This is a genomic window from Paraburkholderia lacunae, assembly GCF_003353175.1.
Classification (GTDB): Bacteria; Pseudomonadota; Gammaproteobacteria; order Burkholderiales; family Burkholderiaceae; genus Paraburkholderia; species Paraburkholderia lacunae.
This window is the reverse complement of the sequence record NZ_QHKS01000024.1, coordinates 76,757-93,320: the sequence shown is the minus strand read 5'-3', so window position 1 is coordinate 93,320 and position 16,564 is coordinate 76,757. Positions and strand designations below refer to the sequence as shown.

13 protein-coding genes and 1 pseudogene are annotated in these 16,564 nt (G+C 62.5%); 9 read left to right on the top strand and 5 right to left on the bottom strand.

The features are described from left to right. Positions 1-48: 48 nt before the first annotated feature. The 5 genes from DLM46_RS29320 to xylA form a co-directional block, all read right to left on the bottom strand. Positions 49-2,322, bottom strand: a complete 2,274-nt coding sequence (locus DLM46_RS29320) for a xanthine dehydrogenase family protein molybdopterin-binding subunit (protein WP_115106405.1) — start codon at positions 2,320-2,322, stop codon at positions 49-51. A gap of 314 nt (positions 2,323-2,636) precedes the next feature. Then, positions 2,637-3,836: a sugar ABC transporter permease gene (locus DLM46_RS29315; protein WP_115106403.1), complete on the bottom strand. Its 1,200-nt coding sequence runs from the start codon at positions 3,834-3,836 to the stop codon at positions 2,637-2,639. Next, positions 3,833-5,392, bottom strand: coding sequence for a D-xylose ABC transporter ATP-binding protein (gene xylG, locus DLM46_RS29310; protein ID WP_115106401.1), 1,560 nt, complete (start codon positions 5,390-5,392; stop codon positions 3,833-3,835). Before xylG ends, DLM46_RS29315 begins: the two co-directional genes overlap by 4 nt. Before the next feature lie 80 nt (positions 5,393-5,472). Continuing rightward, positions 5,473-6,501 (bottom strand): D-xylose ABC transporter substrate-binding protein, encoded by a 1,029-nt coding sequence (gene xylF, locus DLM46_RS29305; protein ID WP_115106398.1) that lies wholly within the window; start codon positions 6,499-6,501, stop codon positions 5,473-5,475. A 179-nt stretch (positions 6,502-6,680) separates the two neighbouring features. Then, positions 6,681-8,003 carry a xylose isomerase gene (gene xylA / locus DLM46_RS29300; protein WP_115106396.1) on the bottom strand — a complete coding sequence of 441 codons (1,323 nt, stop codon included), beginning with the start codon at positions 8,001-8,003 and terminating at the stop codon, positions 6,681-6,683. Between the two features lie 270 nt (positions 8,004-8,273). Between xylA and DLM46_RS29295 the strand changes: the two genes are divergently transcribed. From DLM46_RS29295 to DLM46_RS29250, 9 genes and pseudogenes are all read left to right on the top strand, one after another. Next, positions 8,274-9,491, top strand: coding sequence for a XylR family transcriptional regulator (locus tag DLM46_RS29295; RefSeq protein WP_115106393.1), 1,218 nt, complete (start codon positions 8,274-8,276; stop codon positions 9,489-9,491). Positions 9,492-9,523: 32 nt separating this feature from the next. Then, positions 9,524-10,606: an aldose epimerase family protein gene (locus DLM46_RS29290; RefSeq protein ID WP_115106391.1), complete on the top strand. Its 1,083-nt coding sequence runs from the start codon at positions 9,524-9,526 to the stop codon at positions 10,604-10,606. Between the two features lie 175 nt (positions 10,607-10,781). Beyond that, complete coding sequence (locus DLM46_RS29285) at positions 10,782-11,123, top strand: DUF4148 domain-containing protein (protein WP_115106388.1); 342 nt, start codon at positions 10,782-10,784, stop codon at positions 11,121-11,123. A 783-nt stretch (positions 11,124-11,906) separates the two neighbouring features. Then, positions 11,907-12,509: pseudogene (locus DLM46_RS29275) on the top strand (extracellular solute-binding protein); the annotation flags it as partial. A 442-nt stretch (positions 12,510-12,951) separates the two neighbouring features. Further along, on the top strand, positions 12,952-13,137 hold the full coding sequence (locus DLM46_RS29270; RefSeq protein WP_115106380.1) for a Flp family type IVb pilin: 186 nt from the start codon (positions 12,952-12,954) through the stop codon (positions 13,135-13,137). A 94-nt stretch (positions 13,138-13,231) separates the two neighbouring features. Further along, positions 13,232-13,717 (top strand): A24 family peptidase, encoded by a 486-nt coding sequence (locus tag DLM46_RS29265; RefSeq protein WP_115106378.1) that lies wholly within the window; start codon positions 13,232-13,234, stop codon positions 13,715-13,717. A gap of 27 nt (positions 13,718-13,744) precedes the next feature. Continuing rightward, on the top strand, positions 13,745-14,752 hold the full coding sequence (cpaB, locus tag DLM46_RS29260) for a Flp pilus assembly protein CpaB (RefSeq protein ID WP_115106375.1): 1,008 nt from the start codon (positions 13,745-13,747) through the stop codon (positions 14,750-14,752). A 118-nt stretch (positions 14,753-14,870) separates the two neighbouring features. Further along, positions 14,871-16,166, top strand: a complete 1,296-nt coding sequence (locus DLM46_RS29255) for a type II and III secretion system protein family protein (protein WP_115106482.1) — start codon at positions 14,871-14,873, stop codon at positions 16,164-16,166. A gap of 18 nt (positions 16,167-16,184) precedes the next feature. Then, positions 16,185-16,559 (top strand): CpaD family pilus assembly lipoprotein, encoded by a 375-nt coding sequence (locus DLM46_RS29250; RefSeq protein ID WP_115106372.1) that lies wholly within the window; start codon positions 16,185-16,187, stop codon positions 16,557-16,559. Positions 16,560-16,564 lie beyond the last annotated feature (5 nt).

Below are 16,564 nucleotides of genomic sequence, written 5' to 3'. Positions count from 1 at the left end.
CTTTCCCGAGTCCATGCTCATGCGCTTCGAGCGAGATTCAAGCTAGCTTCAAGCGAGCTTCAAAGGCAAAGTGCGTAGCCGCTGGCCGGTGAGCGCGAACACCGCGTTGGCGACTGCCGGCGCGATCGGCGGCACGCCGGGTTCACCGACGCCTTGCGGATGCAGCTCGCTCGGCATGATGTCGGTTTCGATCACCGGACAATCGTTCATCCGCACCACCGGGAACTCGAGAAAGTTCTTCTGCTGCACCTGGCCGTTGACGATGGTGATTTCATCCTGCAACGCGGCCGAGAGACCGAACACGATCGCGCTCTCCATCTGTTGACGGATCAGATTCGGATTCACCGGCATTCCGCAATCGATCACGCAGACCACGCGATGCACGCGAATCCGTTTGTCCGGCCCAATCGACACCTCCGCCACTTGCGCGACGACGCTGCCGAACGCCTCGTGCAGCGCGACGCCGCGCGCTCGCGGGACGCCGTCGGCGGTGTGCGGCAGCGGATGTCCCCAATCGGACAGGGCCGCCACACGCCGCAGCACGGCCAGATGCCGCCGATGCTGCGTAAGCAGCGCCGCGCGGAACGCAATCGGATCCTGGCTTGTGGCCGCGGCCAGTTCGTCGGTGAAACTCTCGGTGAAAAACGCCTGATGCGAATGGCCGACCGAGCGCCAGAATCCGACCGGCACCGGCAGCTCCACGATCTCGTGCCCCACGCGTGCCGTGGGCCATTCATAGGGTTGATCGAAAGCGCCTTCGCAGGTGGTCTTGTCGAGTGGAATACGCGGCACGCCGTAGTAACGCGCGAGCGCTTCCGGCACGATCGCCTGACTCGCCGAGGTGCTATGCCACGCGACCAGCTTGCCCGCGCCGTCGAAACCCGCCTTGCAGCGCGCGAGGCAAGCCGGACGATAGAAGTCGTGCGTGAAGTCCTGCGCGCGCGACCAGATGGTTTGCACCGGATGGCCACCGCCGCCCTCGCGCGCAATCGCCGCGGCCTGCGAAATAAAATCGAGCTCCAGACGGCGCCCGAAGCCGCCGCCGAGCAGTGGCGTGTGCATATCGACTTTGTCGGTGTCGATGTCCAGCACTTTCGCGACGTGGTGCCGCGCGAGAGCCGGCATTTGCGTCGAGACCCAGACAGTGGCCGCACCGTCCGCGAGCTGTACGGTGCAATTGAGCGGTTCGACCGCGCCGTGCGCGAGGTATGACGCGTAGTACTCGGCGGCGACGGTTCGCGCTGCGCCGTGCAACGCTGCGTCCACGTCGCCGCGACGGTAGTACGCGTAGCCATTGTCCTCATCCAACGCTTGCGCGAGGCGGAGGTTCACGTCGGCGGTGGACAAAGTGGCTGCGGCGCCGTGGTGCCACTCCACCGTGACCGCATCGACTGCATTCATCGCACGGAAAGGATTGTCCGCGATCACCGCGACGCCGCCACTGCCGCCGTTGTATGGCTTCAACGAGAACGCCTTGAAGACGCCGGGCATTTTCATCGCGGCCGACGCATCGAAACTCGATACGGTGCCGCCTAACGTGGGGCACATGACGACGCTGGCGTACAGAAGGCCGTCGGGCAGCGCGTCGATGCCGAAGCGCGCCGTGCCGTTGATTTTCGATGCGGCCTCGATGCGTCGCAGCGGTTTGCCGATCAGCTTGAAGTCAGCGGGATTTTTCAGCTCGACCTTGCGTGGCAACGGTTGCTGCGCCGCCGCTGCCGACAGTTCGCCGAAAGTCGCCTTGCGGCCCGAAGCGTGCAGCACATGGCCCGCTTCCGCACGGCATTCGCTGGCCGGCACCTGCCATTGCGCGGCCGCCGCGCCGATCAGCATCGCGCGCGCGGACGCGCCCGCTTCGCGCATCGGCGTCCACAGGTCGTTGATGCTCGACGAGCCGCCCGTCATCATCGTGCCGGCTTCGCGCACGAGTTTGCTCGTCAGCCAGACCGCGACATGCTTGACGGCGCTGTCGTCGTCCGGTCGAAACGGCAGATCGTCGACGACGTTCTGCACGCTGTTATAGATCTTGTCGATCGGCGAACTCTCCACCCGCACCCGGGACCAATCGGCGTCCAGTTCTTCGGCGAGCAGCATGGCGAGGCCGGTGTGTATACCCTGCCCCATCTCCGCCTTGCTCATCATGATCGTCACGCTGTTGTCACTGGCGATCTTGACCCAGCCGTTCAGCGCCACCTGCGCGCCTTCCGCCGGCAGCGGCGCGGATGTGGTCAGGCGCTGGCGCGGCGGCAGCACCGACCAGCCGACCAGCAGCGCGCCGACAGCGCCGGCGCCACCAAGCAGGAAGGTTCTGCGCTTTAACATGACATGGCTCGTAGGCGTGGATGAGGGCGCGAGGCTGCAATGGCGGCCGTGGGCGCCGGGCTACTTCCACTTCTTCGGAACAGTAATAAGACGTGCGAGGGTGCGTGCGACTGAAACCCGGATGTTTACGCCAAATGGGGACGGCTCGCGAAGCGGTGTGATCGAAGCACCGCGCGCAAGCCGTGTGTCGTTTCATTAAATGTCATTCGCCGCGCGGCAGCACGCTGCAATGCAACTGGCCTGGTCGGCGAACGGGCGGAGATGTCGCGTTTTTCCGCCAATGGGGGTTTCGCTGAGCGGGCTCCTCAGCAAGCTCAACGCCGATTCGAGCCCGACACCACATCGATCCACACGGCGAGCACCAGAATGCCGCCCTTCACGATCATCTGCCAGTACGCGTCGACGTCGAGCATCGACATGCCGTTGTCGAGGCTCGCCATCACCAGCGCGCCGATCAACGCCCCGTAGACCGTGCCGGAGCCGCCGCGCATCGACGTCCCGCCGATAAAGCACGCCGCGATCGCATCCAGCTCGCCCATCGAACCCGCCGACGGCGAGCCGGCTGCAAGCCGCGCCGTGTTGACGATGCCGCCGAACGCGCACATCAACCCCATCAGCGCGAAAATCGCCAGCTTCACGCGGTTGGTGTTCACGCCGGACAGCCGCGTCGCTTCGAGATTCGAACCCACGGCATAGATGCGGCGGCCGAATACGGTCTGCGTCGCGATCCACGTAAAGACGCCGAGCAGTGCAAGCAGCAACAGAACCGGCACCGGTATGCCGCCATAGCGATCGAGCGTGGCGACGAACGCAGCCAGAATCACGCCCGCGCCGACCACTTTCACGACGTCTTGCCAGACAGGCACGACCGTCAACTGATAGCGCTCGCGGTTGCGCCGTTGCCGCACGGTAAGAAAGGTCAGCAGCGCAAACAACACGACGGCGAGCGCATCGCCCACAAGCCGCGGCAAATACCCCTGGCCGACGAAGACGAAATTGTCGGAGACCGGTGCGATGGTCGAACCGCCGGTCACGCCGAGCAGAATGCCGCGATAAGCCAGCATGCCGCCCAGCCCGACAATGAACGACGGCACGCGCCGGTAAGTCGACCACCATCCGTTGAACATGCCCATGACCACGCCGAGCAGCATCACCACGGGCAACGTGACGCCGATCGGCCAGTGACGGTTCACGTCGAGAATCGCCGCCACGCCGCCGAGCAGACCCAGCAACGACCCGACCGACAAATCGATCTCGCCGGCGATGATCACGAACACCATGCCGCACGCGAGCATGCCGGTAATCGACATCTGCCGCAGCAGATTCGACAGATTGCGGGGCGTGACGAACGCCCCGTGCGTGAGAATCGAAAAGAACATCCAGATCGCGGCGACCGCGATCAGCAACGCGAGAATCTTGTAGCGCGCAAACAGTTGCTGAATGCGCTGCGGACCGCCGAATGCGCCCCGCGGCACGGCACTGTCGGCGCGTTGTGAAGTGACGTCGGGAGTCATGCGGCACTCGCTTCGGTTGGGTTCGGGGATCGCTGCACGGGACGGATGGCGGCGCTGAGAATGTCCTCCTGCGTGAGGCCGTCGTTGACGAAATCGCCGCGCAATTCGCCTTCGCCGATCACCAGCACGCGATCGCTGATACCGAGCACTTCAGGCAATTCGGACGACACCATCACGATCGACACGCCGCGCTGTGCAAGCTGGAAGATCAGTTTATAAATTTCATATTTCGCGCCCACGTCGACACCGCGAGTCGGTTCGTCGAGGATCAGCACCTTGGGGTCGGTGAGCAGCATGCGTGTCAACACGGCTTTCTGCTGATTGCCGCCCGACAGGCTCGCGATCGACAGCATCGGATGCGCGGCGCGCACCGAGAGCCGCTTCATCTCCGTATGAATCGTATCGAGTTCGGCGGCGGAATCGATCCGGCCGCCGCTCGCAAAGCGCTGCAACACCGCGAGCGTGATGTTGTGGCCGACGCTCAGATTCGGCACGATGCCATGCCGCTTGCGGTCCTCCGGCACCATACCGATGCCCGCGCTAATCGCATCGATGGGCGCACGAATTTTCAAGGTCTTGCTCTCCATCACCACCGTCGCTTCGCTCGCCCCCGGATACGCGCCGAAGATCGCCTGCATCAACTCCGTGCGTCCCGCGCCGACCAAACCGGCGACGCCCAGAATCTCGCCGCGCCGCAGCGCAAACGACACGTCGTTCACGCGCTTGCGACGCGGATTGGTGACATCGAAACAGGTGACGTGGCGCGCTTCGAAGATCACGTCGCCGATCGGATGCGGCTCGCGCGGAAACAGATTTTTGATTTCCCGCCCGACCATCATCGCGATGATGCGCTCGGTCGTCAGCTCACGCATCGGCCTGGTCGCGACATGCCGGCCGTCGCGAATCACGCTGATCGTGTCGCACACGGCTTCCACTTCGTCGAGCTTGTGCGAGATGTACACGCAGGCCACGCCGCGCCGTTTCAGATCGCGCACGATGTCGAGCAGGATGCGCGTCTCCGATGCCGTCAGCGACGACGACGGTTCATCGAGAATCAGCAGCTTGGCGCGTTTGTTCAGCGCCTTGGCGATCTCGATCAGCTGCTGATGCCCGCCGCCGTAGTTCATGACCGGCTGCGCGACATTGATGCCGCCGATATCGAGTTCACGCAGCAACTCATCGGCGCGCTGATACATCGCGGCGTAATTCATCCGGCCGCCGGGCAACGTGATTTCGTTGCCGAGGAAGATGTTCTCCGCAACCGACAACTCCGGCACCAGCATCAGTTCCTGGTGAATGATGATGATGCCGGCCCGCTCGGTATCGCGCACGCTGGCGGCCTTCATCGGCTCGCCTTCCCAGATGATTTCGCCATCCCAAGTACCGTACGGGTACACGCCGGACAGCACTTTCATCAGCGTCGATTTACCTGCGCCGTTCTCGCCGCACAAGCCGATGCACTCGCCCGGCGCGACGGTGAGGTCGATGCCGTCGAGTGCCTTCACGCCGGAAAACGCTTTGACGATGCCGCGCATCGTCAGTAAAGGTTGCGTCATTCGCTATGCCTCGCTGCAAAGGCGCGCGGCGCCGCCGATGCGCGTCACGCGCATCGGGGTCCGCCGCGCACGCGTTACGCTCATTGGCTCGCGAGCTGAGCCTGGGTGTAGAAGCCGTCCTTGACGACGAGGTCGACATTGCCTTTGGTCAGCAAGGTCGGTTGCAGCAAGACCGTGTCGACCTTCTTCTTGCCGTTGTCGTATTGCGCGTTATAGGCCGGCTTGTCGCCCTTCGCAAGCGCGACCGAGAGCTTCGCGGCTTCGCCCGCGATCAGCTTCAGCGGCTTGTACACGGTCATTGTCTGCGTGCCGGCGATGACGCGCTTGACTGCCGCGAGGTCCGCGTCCTGGCCCGACACCGGCACTTTGCCCGCCATATGCTGTGCCGCCAGCGCCTGGATCGCGCCGCCCGCGGTGCCGTCGTTCGACGCGACGATCGCATCGATCTTGTTGTTATTCGCCGTCAGCGCGTCCTCGACGATACGCAACGCCGTCGACGCGCTCCACTCAGGCACCCACTGCTGGCCGACCACCTTGATGTCGCCCTTGTCGATAGCGGGCTTCAACACTTTCAACTGCCCCTCGCGCAGCATCTTCGCGTTGTTGTCGGTCGGCGCGCCGCCGAGCAGGAAGTAGTTGCCTTTCGGTTGCGCGTTGTAAACACCCTGTGCCTGCAGTTCTCCCACTTTCTGGTTATCGAATGAGATATAGGCATCGACATCGGCATCGAGAATCAGCCGGTCATACGACACGACCTTGATGCCCGCCTTCTTCGCTTCGGCGACCACGTTGCCGAGCGTCTTCGAATTGAACGGCACGATGACGATCACGTCGACGCCGCGCGAAATCAGGTTTTCGATCTGCGAGATCTGCCGCTCCTCGCTTGCATCGGCCGATTGCACCGACACTTTCGCGCCGAGCTTTTCCGCGGCCGCGACAAAGTAGTCACGATCGCGCGACCAGCGCTCGACGCGCAGATCGTCGATACAGAAGCCGATTTCCGGATGATCCTTGCTTGCATGCGCGAGCGGCGCGACAAGCGACAGGCTGGCGAGCATCGCTCCACATATGAACGAACTCAGAACGGTACGGCGCATTGCGAATTTCATGTCTCACTCCTCTTCTGATATAGCCGGAATACCGGATTGGACGGCCTGTGCTGCGAGCCACGAGGCCGGACAAGCGACAACCCAAAGCTTCCTTTTGTTCGCGCGGTCAGCGTGGCCGCGCGATTTTTTTTAATGTCTTACGCGCCGTCTTGCGCAGTCTTCACTGCACGCGCGGTACTTCAGCGCACGCCATAAATTGCCTGATTCACCACGTTTTCCAGCCGCTCCTGCTGCCCGCTTGCATGCTGCGGATTCAGGCCGCGGGACAGCGCATCCGTGGCCAGCGTCGACAGCGAATAATCGCCGGACAGAATCTTGCGGCCGAACTCCGTGTCCCAGCCCGCATAGCGCTGACGCTTGAACTGTCCGAGACGGTCGCTTTCGATCAGCGCTGCGGCACGCTCCACTGCGAGCGCCAGATTGTCGATCGCACCGATGTGGCCGTAAAACAGATCCTCGGCATCGACGCTCTGCCGCCGCACTTTGGCATCGAAGTTCATGCCGCCGGTCGTGAAGCCGCCGTGCTTGAGGATCTCGTGAAAAGCCAGCGTCAGTTCCTCGACGCTGTTCGGAAACTGGTCGGTATCCCAGCCGTTCTGCGGATCGCCGCGATTCGCATCGACGCTGCCGAAAATGCCGAGCGCAAACGCGGTGGCGATCTCGTGGTGAAACGAGTGCCCGGCGAGCGTCGCGTGATTGGCTTCGATATTCACGCGGATGTCGTTCTGCAGGCCGTATTGCAGCAGAAAACCATGCACGGTCGCCACGTCGTAGTCGTATTGATGCTTGGTCGGCTCCTGCGGCTTCGGTTCGATCAGCAAGGCGCCTTTGAAGCCGATCTTGTGCGCATGTTCGACCACCATATGCAGAAAACGCGCGAGCTGGTCGCGTTCGCGCACGAGGTCGGTATTGAGCAGCGTATCGTAACCTTCGCGGCCACCCCACAGCACATAGTTTTCGCCGCCGAGCCGTTGTGTCGCATCGAGTGCGTGGCGAACCTGGGTAGCCGCAAACGCAAAAATCTCAGGATTTGGGCTGGTGGCCGCGCCCGCCGCATAACGCGGATGCGAAAACAGATTGGCCGTGCCCCACAGCAGTTTGATGCCGCTATCCTGCTGCTTGCGCGCCAGATAGTCGGTCATACGCGCGAAGTTCTCGCTGTATTCCTGCAGGCTCGCGCCTTCGGGCGCGACATCGGTATCGTGAAACGTGTAGTACGGCGTACCGAGCTTCGTGAAGAATTCGAAGGCGGAATCGGCCTTTTGCCGCGCCCGCTCCAGCGCGTCGCCGGCCTGCTGCCATGGACGACGAAACGTCCCCTGCCCGAAGATATCGACGCCAGGCCAGACGAACGTGTGCCAATAGCAGACGGCGATGCGCAAATGTTCTTCGAGCGTCTTGCCGAGCACACGCTTGTTCTTGTCGTAATGGCGATACGCAAGCGGGTTATCCGATTGCGGACCTTCGTAGCGAATTGTGGGAATGTGTTCGAAGTAGGGCATCAGCGTCTCCTATTTATGCTGCATTGCAACCTGCGCATCGCCATGCACGGGTCGACAAGTTGACGCCATGCTGACGCTAGAGACATGGACCGGCAATTGCGAAATTGCGCAGCGTGCTTGATGTTTCTTACCGCCCACGCGTTTGGTCCACACCGACGCGAACTTCAGGGCCTAGAATAGCCAGACGCTTAAAAACCGTGCGGCGTTCACGCCCACCCAACAGGAGACGATGGCGCCGCGGTTCCCGACCGCCCGCACGCCGCCACTGCCATGACCCGCCCTCAAACGCCACAGACGCCCCATCGGATCGCGCTGCTGTTCAACGCGAACAAGGTGTACGACCGCGAGATCATCACAGGCATCGGCAATTACCTGCTGTCGACGCGCGTAGCCTGGGATCTGTTCCTCGAAGAAGACTTTCGTTGCCGGCTGGCGGGCATCGAACGTTTCGACGGCGACGGCATCATCGCGGATTTCGACGATCCCGCGGTGGGCGAATCGCTGCGCGACTGTCCGTTGCCGGTCGTCGCGGTCGGTTCGTCGTTCGAAGATCCGGCTCACTATCCTCCGGACTTACCCTATATCGCGACCGACAATGCGAAGCTCGTCTCACTCGCTTACACGCATCTGATCGGCGTGGGCCTCGAACACTTCGCTTTGTACAGCCTGCCGCAGGCGCAGGAGAACCGCTGGGCTCAGCAACGCGAATTGGCATTCGCTCATCTGCGCCGTGCGGACGGCCACAGCGCTGAACAGATCGGCAGCGAAATCTATCGCGGCCTGTCGACCAGCGCGCCGTCATGGAATCAGGCGACCGAGCAACTCACCGCGTGGCTGCGCCAACTGCCGAAGCCGGTCGGCATCGTCGCGGTGACCGACGCACGCGCGCGGCATCTGCTGCAAGCGTGCCTGATCGCCGGCATTCCGGTTCCCGAGGAAGTGGCGATCATCGGCATCGACAACGATCCGCTCACGCGCACGCTGACCCGGATTCCGCTTTCTTCGGTGATTCAGGGCACCGAGGAAATGGGCCGCACCGCTGCTCACCTGCTGCATCAGATGCTGCGCGGCGCGCGCTTTCCGGGGCGCCGCATTCTCGTGCCGCCGGTCGGCATCAACGTGCTCGAATCGACCCGACACCAGCCGATCGCGAGCCCGTATGTGATGCGTGCGCGACACTTCATCCGGCAGTACGCATGCCAGGGGATTCGCACCGAACAGGTTGCCGATTACGTCGGCGTATCGCGCTCGTCGCTCGAAGAGTATTTCCGGCGCGAATTGCAGTGCACCGTGCATCAGGAAATCCTGCGTCACAAACTCGATGTCGCGAAGGCGCTGCTCGCCAGGCGCGACGCGTCGAGCGCGGAGGTCGCGATCCGTTGCGGCTTCACGTCGCTGCAATACATGTACGCGGTATTTCGCCGGGAACTGGGCTGTACGCCGCGTGAGTATCAGGAGCTCGCGAACTCGGCGGCGGCACCTGGCTGAACCGGCTTTTCTCTTTTATCCCGACCGACGCCATGATCAGCATCGCACCGATTTCTTCCGAGCCGTGGGGCGTATTGCCCGGTGGCGATACTGTCCGGCTCTTCACGCTGCGCAACACGCACGGCATGAAAATCGCCATCAGCGACCTGGGCGCGACGCTGGTCTCGTGGCATGCGCCGGACCGCGCCGGACGGCTCGCCGATGTCCTGCTTGGGCACGACACGCCCGCCGAATATGTCGCCGCGACCACCTACATGGGCGGACTGATCGGCCGGTGGGCGAACCGCATTGCCGATGCGCGCTTCACGCTCGACGGCATCGAATACACGCTGGATCGCAACGAAGGGACCAATCTGTTGCATGGCGGCACGCAGGGTTTTCATCGCGCGCTATGGGACGTCAGCGAGGACAACGGCTCGCTCGTGATGCGGCTCGAATCGCCGGAGGGCGATGCCGGATTTCCGGGCAACGTGACGGTGCAAGTGCGCTATACGCTCGACGACGCCGGCGCGTTGACGATCGCCTATGAAGCCCTCACCGACGCACCGACGCCGCTCAATTTGACAAGTCATCCTTACTTTAACCTGTCAGGCCGGCCGGGTTCCGACATTCGCGGACATGTGCTGTCCATCGATGCCGATACTTTTTTTGAAGTCGACGCGGCGATGATTCCTTGCAAGCGCGCCGACGTAGCGGGCAACGCCTTCGACTTCCGGCAAAGCGCGCCGATCGGCGCGCGGCTGGACTGGCCGCATGCGCAGCTCGCGCGGGCGGGCGGCTTCGATCATTGCTACGTGCTGCGCGACACGGCCGATGCGACGCCATCCGGCGCTTCGCCGGTGCGCCCGGTCGCCTGCGCATACGACCCCGGCAGCGGGCGCGAACTCACCGTCTCGACCGATCAGCGCGGCTTGCAGTTCTATACGGGCAATTGGCTGCGCGACGATCCGGGACGCGGCGGAGTCAACTATCAACCTCACGCCGGCCTTTGCCTTGAAGCAGGCGGTTTTCCGAATCAGGTCAACATGGCTGAGCAGGAACAGGTCGTCGTGCGAGCCGGCGATGCGTATCGGCAAGTGACCCAGTATCGAATCGACGTGCGCAGCGGCGTTTGAGCCGATTTCTGATGTCTTGAAGCGCGTCCTTACAATTCCGACTTGTTGTTTCCTGCAAGACTGAATTACGTGATCAGGGGTTTCCCCAGGATATCCCGTTTCCTAGAATTTGTTCATCGGTCGCCGAGCACGGGTTGTGCGGCGGCGGATAAAACAGTTCTCGGAGGGAGTCATCATGAGATCGCTGATCAGAGCAGTGGCGCTGGCGGCCGTTATTGCAGCACCAGTCGCAGCACCAGTCGCTTCGTTCGCGCAATCGAATCAACCGGTCACGCGTGCGGAGGTCAAGGCGCAACTGCAACAACTCGAGCAAGCCGGCTACAACCCGGCCGCGTCAACCGACGCCACCTACCCTGCGGACATTCAGGCTGCCGAAGCACGCGTTGCCGCGGAAAATGCCACGGCCCAAGCCGGCACCACCGGCTATGGACCTTCTGCGAGTGGCTCGTCGCAGGCCGGCCATAACGCCAATGTGGAGAATGCGTCGCCGCAAGAGCCTGTTATGGGTGGCCAGTAAGACTCGCCCGTCGCGCAGTTCGATGCGAGCCATGCTTCACCGCATGTGCTCGCATGAGCGCATGTCTGCGTGCGTGAGTCTGACTATGGCGGCGCCGTGTCACAAAATCCTTTGACGAAAATAATGGCTCATATATTCTAAGGCGGCAGTTCGGTGGTCCTTGCAACGCGGTCGATCTGCGTCAGCGAGGACTTCTACTCAACGTCGCTTCGGGTTCAATCGTGAAAGTCCGTGGTCCATTGGTGAGATACCAGCGCGGTCGAGAAAGAACGATCCTGTTCGGCTGTCCGATCGCTCATCAGGGGAGCAGCTGCGCTTCGCCATCCCGTCCCCTGTCCATCGATACCGTGTTGTCGCGTCGCTCCGTCCGGCGGCACAACGTCATTGCAGCACCCGCAGCCATTGCGGTGCGGACTGACGAAATCGCGTCGCTTCTGCCTTAGTCCCCTTCTCTTTTCGCGAGCCGGTGTTGCATGCGATTGACCGTCCGGTAAGCGGTCAAATGCCTGTAATGCGTCTGCCTGTCCGCACATCGCAAGCTTGCTTGCTAACGCGGGACGGCTCATAGCGCTCGCCCATCCGCATTCCTTTTAGCTCTGCTGTGCGCTTGCGCCGCGGCAGGCGGCGTCGCGTCTCTTTGCCTCCGCATTCGTGCTGGACGTGGGGGGGGCGTGTGGGCCATCAGTTGCCTGCGCCGGCGCTGCGGCGAAAACTGAAGATCGAAACCAAGGAGATAGTCGAATGAAGATCCGTCATGCCAAGCTTGTTTCGCTCGCCGGCACGATGCTGTGCTCGCTGACCGCTTTGTCCGTGATGAACGCTGCGCGCGCCGCGGACGCCTCGCTCAATGTCTACAACTGGTCCGACTACATCGCCAAAGACACCATTGCCAACTTCGAGAAGCAATCCGGGATCAGCGTGAAATACGACAGTTACGACAGCGACGACACCCTCCAGGCCAAACTGCTTGCCGGCAGTTCCGGATATGACATCGTGGTGCCGACGTCGAGCTACATGGCGAGGCAGATCGAAGCAGGCGTCTATCAGAAGATCGACAAATCGAAGATGCCGAACCTCGCGAACCTGGACCCTGCTTTGATGAAAATGATTGCGGATGCGGACCCCGGCAACCAGTACGGCGTGCCTTGGGCGTGGGGCACCGACGGCATCGGCTATAACGTGCAGGCGGTCAAGAAAGCGCTCGGCGGCGATGCGCCTATCGATAGCTGGTCGCTGCTGTTCGATCCGACCGAGTACTGCGAGATTCTTGAAGGCGTGTCGGTGATTCGCGATGAGAGCGGGACGGTTAAGACCGTGCGGGCGGGCGATCGCTTTCTGATTCCGGCGGGGTTTAAAGGGACGTGGGAAGTGATCGACCCGTGCCGCAAGATATTTGTTTCGGTGGAGTTTAAAGCGTAGGTGATGTGAAACTGCAAATGCATTCTGTCGAGAAACGAATGATTGCTTTTTCGACTTCGCATGCCGCGATCACTTTGATGACGATGCTTGTCCGAAATGAAAGTTCTCTATTCATCAGACTAAAAAATACTTTGAATAGCGAGGGTTTCCAGCCTCATTTCCCCGGTTTGTCGGTGCGGGGTCATCATTATCCTCTGCAGTGTTGAAGGTCCGGATGCTGTCTGCGGGCCGTCTCGCACGCAAACGTTTCACCTGTGTGACGAGCCCGAAACTGATGCGATCTTTTCGCTCCCGGGTCTGACACGACCGCGCCTTCAACAATTGACTCAGAAACCCGTCGCTTCGTGTTTTAACGCAGCTTTGTTCTTTCGGCATCCATACAAAAGTCAACCTCACCTACGGAGTCGTCATGCTTCAATTCATCAAGTCTCTGTCGCGCGACGAGCGCGGCGTTAGTGCGCTCGAGTATGCGGTGCTCGCCGGCATCGTGGTTATTGCGGTCGTGGCGGCCGGCACTGTTTTCGGTGGCGCTACCGGTCTGCCTGCGCTGTTCACGCACATGATCACGCTGGTTACGAACGCACAGAACGGTTAATCGATATCTCCGGACATGGCTGCATCAGTGAGCCCGGCTTCCCCAAGGGGCGCCGGGCGTCCCGGGCACAGCGGAAAATAAGGAAAAGCCACCCATGCTGTACGCAGCGAAATCAGCGGCTTGTCTTGTATTGGCATCGCTGGCGGTGGGCGATATCCGCTCGCGCCGCTTGCCGACACGCGCTGTATTGCTCGTGGCCTGTCTTTACGGGATCGATGCGGCTGTTGCCGGAGTAAGCATCGCGTCGCTCGCGGAGCACCTCGGTGCCGCCGCCATCGGCTTTGCCCTGTTTGCGCTTTTGTTCCGCTTCGGCTGGATGGGCGGTGGCGATGTCAAGCTGGCCGCCGCCGTTTTCCTGTGGGCAGGTCCTGCCTACGCGTGGCCGGTGTTTTTCATCGTATCTTGCGGCGGCCTGGTCCTCGGCTTGACGGCGCTGATCATGGGTCTCGTCCACAGACATGCGACGCAGTCCGCGCCAGCACCCACGCAGCCCGCTTCGTCGTGCAGCGTGCCCTACGGCGTCCCGCTTGCGTTCGGCGGCATCGCGGCCATCTGGCTGCCCGTCCTGAACTCCCTGTAGTCGATCCGACAGCCGATCGCGACGCCCATGCCAAAAATTTTAAAGACCGTCATCCTCGTGATACTCGCCTCGGTCGGCGCGATCATTTTCCGCGCGTTATACGTCGCCGCATCGCAGCCGGGCCCGGCGCGGCCGCCGGCGATGGATCGGGTGCGCGTCGCAGCCGCTGATCTGCCAGAGGGGATGTTGCTGCGCGACAGCGACCTCGCCTGGAAAGATGTGCCTCACAAGCAACTCCAGCAGGGTGCGCTTGTAAAGAGCGATGTAGACAGCGCAGATGCAACGGACCTGAAAGGCGATGTGCTGCGCCACGCGGTGACAGCCGGCACGCCACTAGGCATTGCGGATGTCATTCCGCCCAATGCACCGGGATTTCTCGCTGCTGCATTGAAGCCCGGCATGCGCGCAATTTCAGTCGCCATTGACGACGTTTCGGGCAACGCCGGCCTGATCCAGCCAGGGGACTACGTCGACGTGCTGCTCACGCAGCAACTCGACGGGCCGGTCCACGCGCCGGAGAACACCGCTCGCTCCGTGGAAAGCGAGACGGTGGTCAACCGCGTTCGCGTGCTCGCAGTCGGCTCGATCTTCCAGCGGCCCAAGGCAGATACGGCAGACGCGAATACGCGTGCGCGAACAGTCACGTTCGAGGTGACGCCGCATACCGCGCAGGTGATCGCCGTCGCGACGCACCTGGGTTCGCTGTCACTCGCGCTGCGCAGTTTTGCGACCAGCGATCGCAATCCGCCCGTCACCGGCAATGAGACGCTGCCGCAAGCACCGCCAGTGTGGGCCGGCGACGTCTCGCGTGCCCTGTCACCGGTACGCGTATCGGCGCACAGCACGGCGGGCTCGGTCCCGGCTGCCCCGCATCCGGTGATCGTCTACCGCGGCTCGCAGGTATCGGACGCAGGCGGGGAGGCAAGACTTCAAGGCAGTACCGGTGCCGCGGGTGTGCCGCCACTGCCGCCGAACCCGCCGACGACTGTTGCCGGGCAGAACCCGTTGCCGGAACAGCCCACTACTCAACGCTGACCCTTCGGCTTGCCCAGGCGGCGAGACCCGAAACTAACAGGAAGGATTCATGTTGCATCGTGTCTATTCGGCAGTGCGGGTGCGATTGATCGCCGGATTCGGACTGACGATCGCACTGATGCATGGCGCGCTCGCTGGGAGCATCGATCCGTCGCTGGCGATCGCGGCAGGCGGGGGCGAAATGCTGCACCTGCCCGAACCCGCCGTCGCGGTGTTCGTCGCCGATCCGGGTGTCGCGGACGTGCACGTACCGACGCCTCAAACGGTATTTGTGCTCGGCAAGAAGGCGGGCACGACGACCTTGTTCGCGCTCGGCGCCCACAATCGCACGATTCTGCGGGAAACCGTCGTGGTCAGTGCGGACACGCCTTCTATACAGCGCATGCTCGACGCTCGCTTCCCGCACTTTCAGCTGAACCTGACAGGTGCTCCCGGATCGTTGATGGTCGCTGGGCGCGTGCCTGACGCGGCGGCCGCGGACGCCGTGATGCAGTCCCTTACGCCGTATCTGCACGACAAGGAGACGCTGGTTAACCGGCTGACGTTGACGCGGCCAATCCAGGTCCATCTGCGCGTGCGCATCACCGAAGTGGACCGCAACGTGACACAGCAGTTGGGCATCAACTGGAACGCACTCGGCCAAAGCGGGAACTTCATCGGCGGCCTGTTCAACGGCCGGGCGTCCACTGCCGCGACAACGCTTTCGTCAAGCGGCGCATTCTCGATCCTCGGGGGGTTCCATGCCGGCAAATGGGCGATTGACGGGGTGCTCGACGCGCTCGACCAGGAAGGCCTGATTACGATGCTCGCGGAACCGAACCTCACCGCGATGTCCGGCGAGACCGCGAGTTTTCTCGCAGGCGGCGAGTTTCCGATCCCGGTTCCGCAAGGCCAGACCAATTCGATCACGATCGAGTTCAAGCCCTATGGCGTGTCGCTCGACTTCACGCCCACGGTGCTGTCGGATAACCGGATCAGCCTCAAGGTGCGCCCCGAAGTCAGCGAGATCGATCCGACCAACGCCGTGACGATCGACAGCATCAAGGTGCCCGCGCTCACCGTGCGCCGCGTCGAGACCACCGTCGAATTGTCGAGTGGACAAAGCTTCGCCATTGGCGGACTGCTGCAGAGCAAGACCAGCGACGTCCTCTCGGAGTTGCCGGGCCTGGGCAAGCTTCCGGTATTGGGCAAGCTGTTCTCGTCGAAGAACTATCTCAACGACAAGTCCGAAGTGGTGGTCATCGTGACGCCTTACATCGTGCAGCCCGCCGACCCCGGCCGTCTGCGGCAACCGATCGACACCCTCGTGCGGCCGAGCAGCGACATCGAGTATGTGCTGCAGAGCAAGCTCGGGCTCGATCCGCTGTCGGGGAACGTGCCGCGCCTCGTCGGAGCTGCGGGCTTCGTCTACTGACCTATCGGGAAACCTGCCATGCTCCTTCGACTGATCGGTATTGGACTGCTGCCGCTTTTGCTGCCCGGCTGCATGTCCGCCACTCCGCCATTCGGATTTCCCGATGCATCGGTCATCGACTTCGACGGCCGCCAAGCGATCGCGCCGGACTGCGCGACGCTGGTCCAGCCGTCGCATCTGACCGATGCGGGCTTCGCGCGCCCGGGCATGCCATTCGGCTGCGCGACTTATACGAATCTCGCGGTGATGCTCGCCCGGCCGGCGGATCTCATCGATCCGCTGCCGTACGCCGGCGCCGACGCAACGACGGCCGCAGGCGCGGTGCGCCGCTATGACGAAGGCCGCGTGAAGCAGCCGAACGCCACGTCGACGACAAGCCCATTGACACACTGACACGC

What these genes read in the sequence shown, in the direction of transcription:
- DLM46_RS29320 (WP_115106405.1), bottom strand. Translation starts at nt 2,322, where the DNA reads ATGTTAAAGCGCAGAACCTTCCTGCTTGGTGGCGCCGGCGCTGTCGGC.
- DLM46_RS29315 (WP_115106403.1), bottom strand. Translation starts at nt 3,836, where the DNA reads ATGACTCCCGACGTCACTTCACAACGCGCCGACAGTGCCGTGCCGCGG.
- xylG (WP_115106401.1), bottom strand. Translation starts at nt 5,392, where the DNA reads ATGACGCAACCTTTACTGACGATGCGCGGCATCGTCAAAGCGTTTTCC.
- xylF (WP_115106398.1), bottom strand. Translation starts at nt 6,501, where the DNA reads ATGAAATTCGCAATGCGCCGTACCGTTCTGAGTTCGTTCATATGTGGA.
- xylA (WP_115106396.1), bottom strand. Translation starts at nt 8,003, where the DNA reads ATGCCCTACTTCGAACACATTCCCACAATTCGCTACGAAGGTCCGCAA.
- DLM46_RS29295 (WP_115106393.1), top strand. Translation starts at nt 8,274, where the DNA reads ATGACCCGCCCTCAAACGCCACAGACGCCCCATCGGATCGCGCTGCTG.
- DLM46_RS29290 (WP_115106391.1), top strand. Translation starts at nt 9,524, where the DNA reads ATGATCAGCATCGCACCGATTTCTTCCGAGCCGTGGGGCGTATTGCCC.
- DLM46_RS29285 (WP_115106388.1), top strand. Translation starts at nt 10,782, where the DNA reads ATGAGATCGCTGATCAGAGCAGTGGCGCTGGCGGCCGTTATTGCAGCA.
- DLM46_RS29270 (WP_115106380.1), top strand. Translation starts at nt 12,952, where the DNA reads ATGCTTCAATTCATCAAGTCTCTGTCGCGCGACGAGCGCGGCGTTAGT.
- DLM46_RS29265 (WP_115106378.1), top strand. Translation starts at nt 13,232, where the DNA reads ATGCTGTACGCAGCGAAATCAGCGGCTTGTCTTGTATTGGCATCGCTG.
- cpaB (WP_115106375.1), top strand. Translation starts at nt 13,745, where the DNA reads ATGCCAAAAATTTTAAAGACCGTCATCCTCGTGATACTCGCCTCGGTC.
- DLM46_RS29255 (WP_115106482.1), top strand. Translation starts at nt 14,871, where the DNA reads ATGCATGGCGCGCTCGCTGGGAGCATCGATCCGTCGCTGGCGATCGCG.
- DLM46_RS29250 (WP_115106372.1), top strand. Translation starts at nt 16,185, where the DNA reads ATGCTCCTTCGACTGATCGGTATTGGACTGCTGCCGCTTTTGCTGCCC.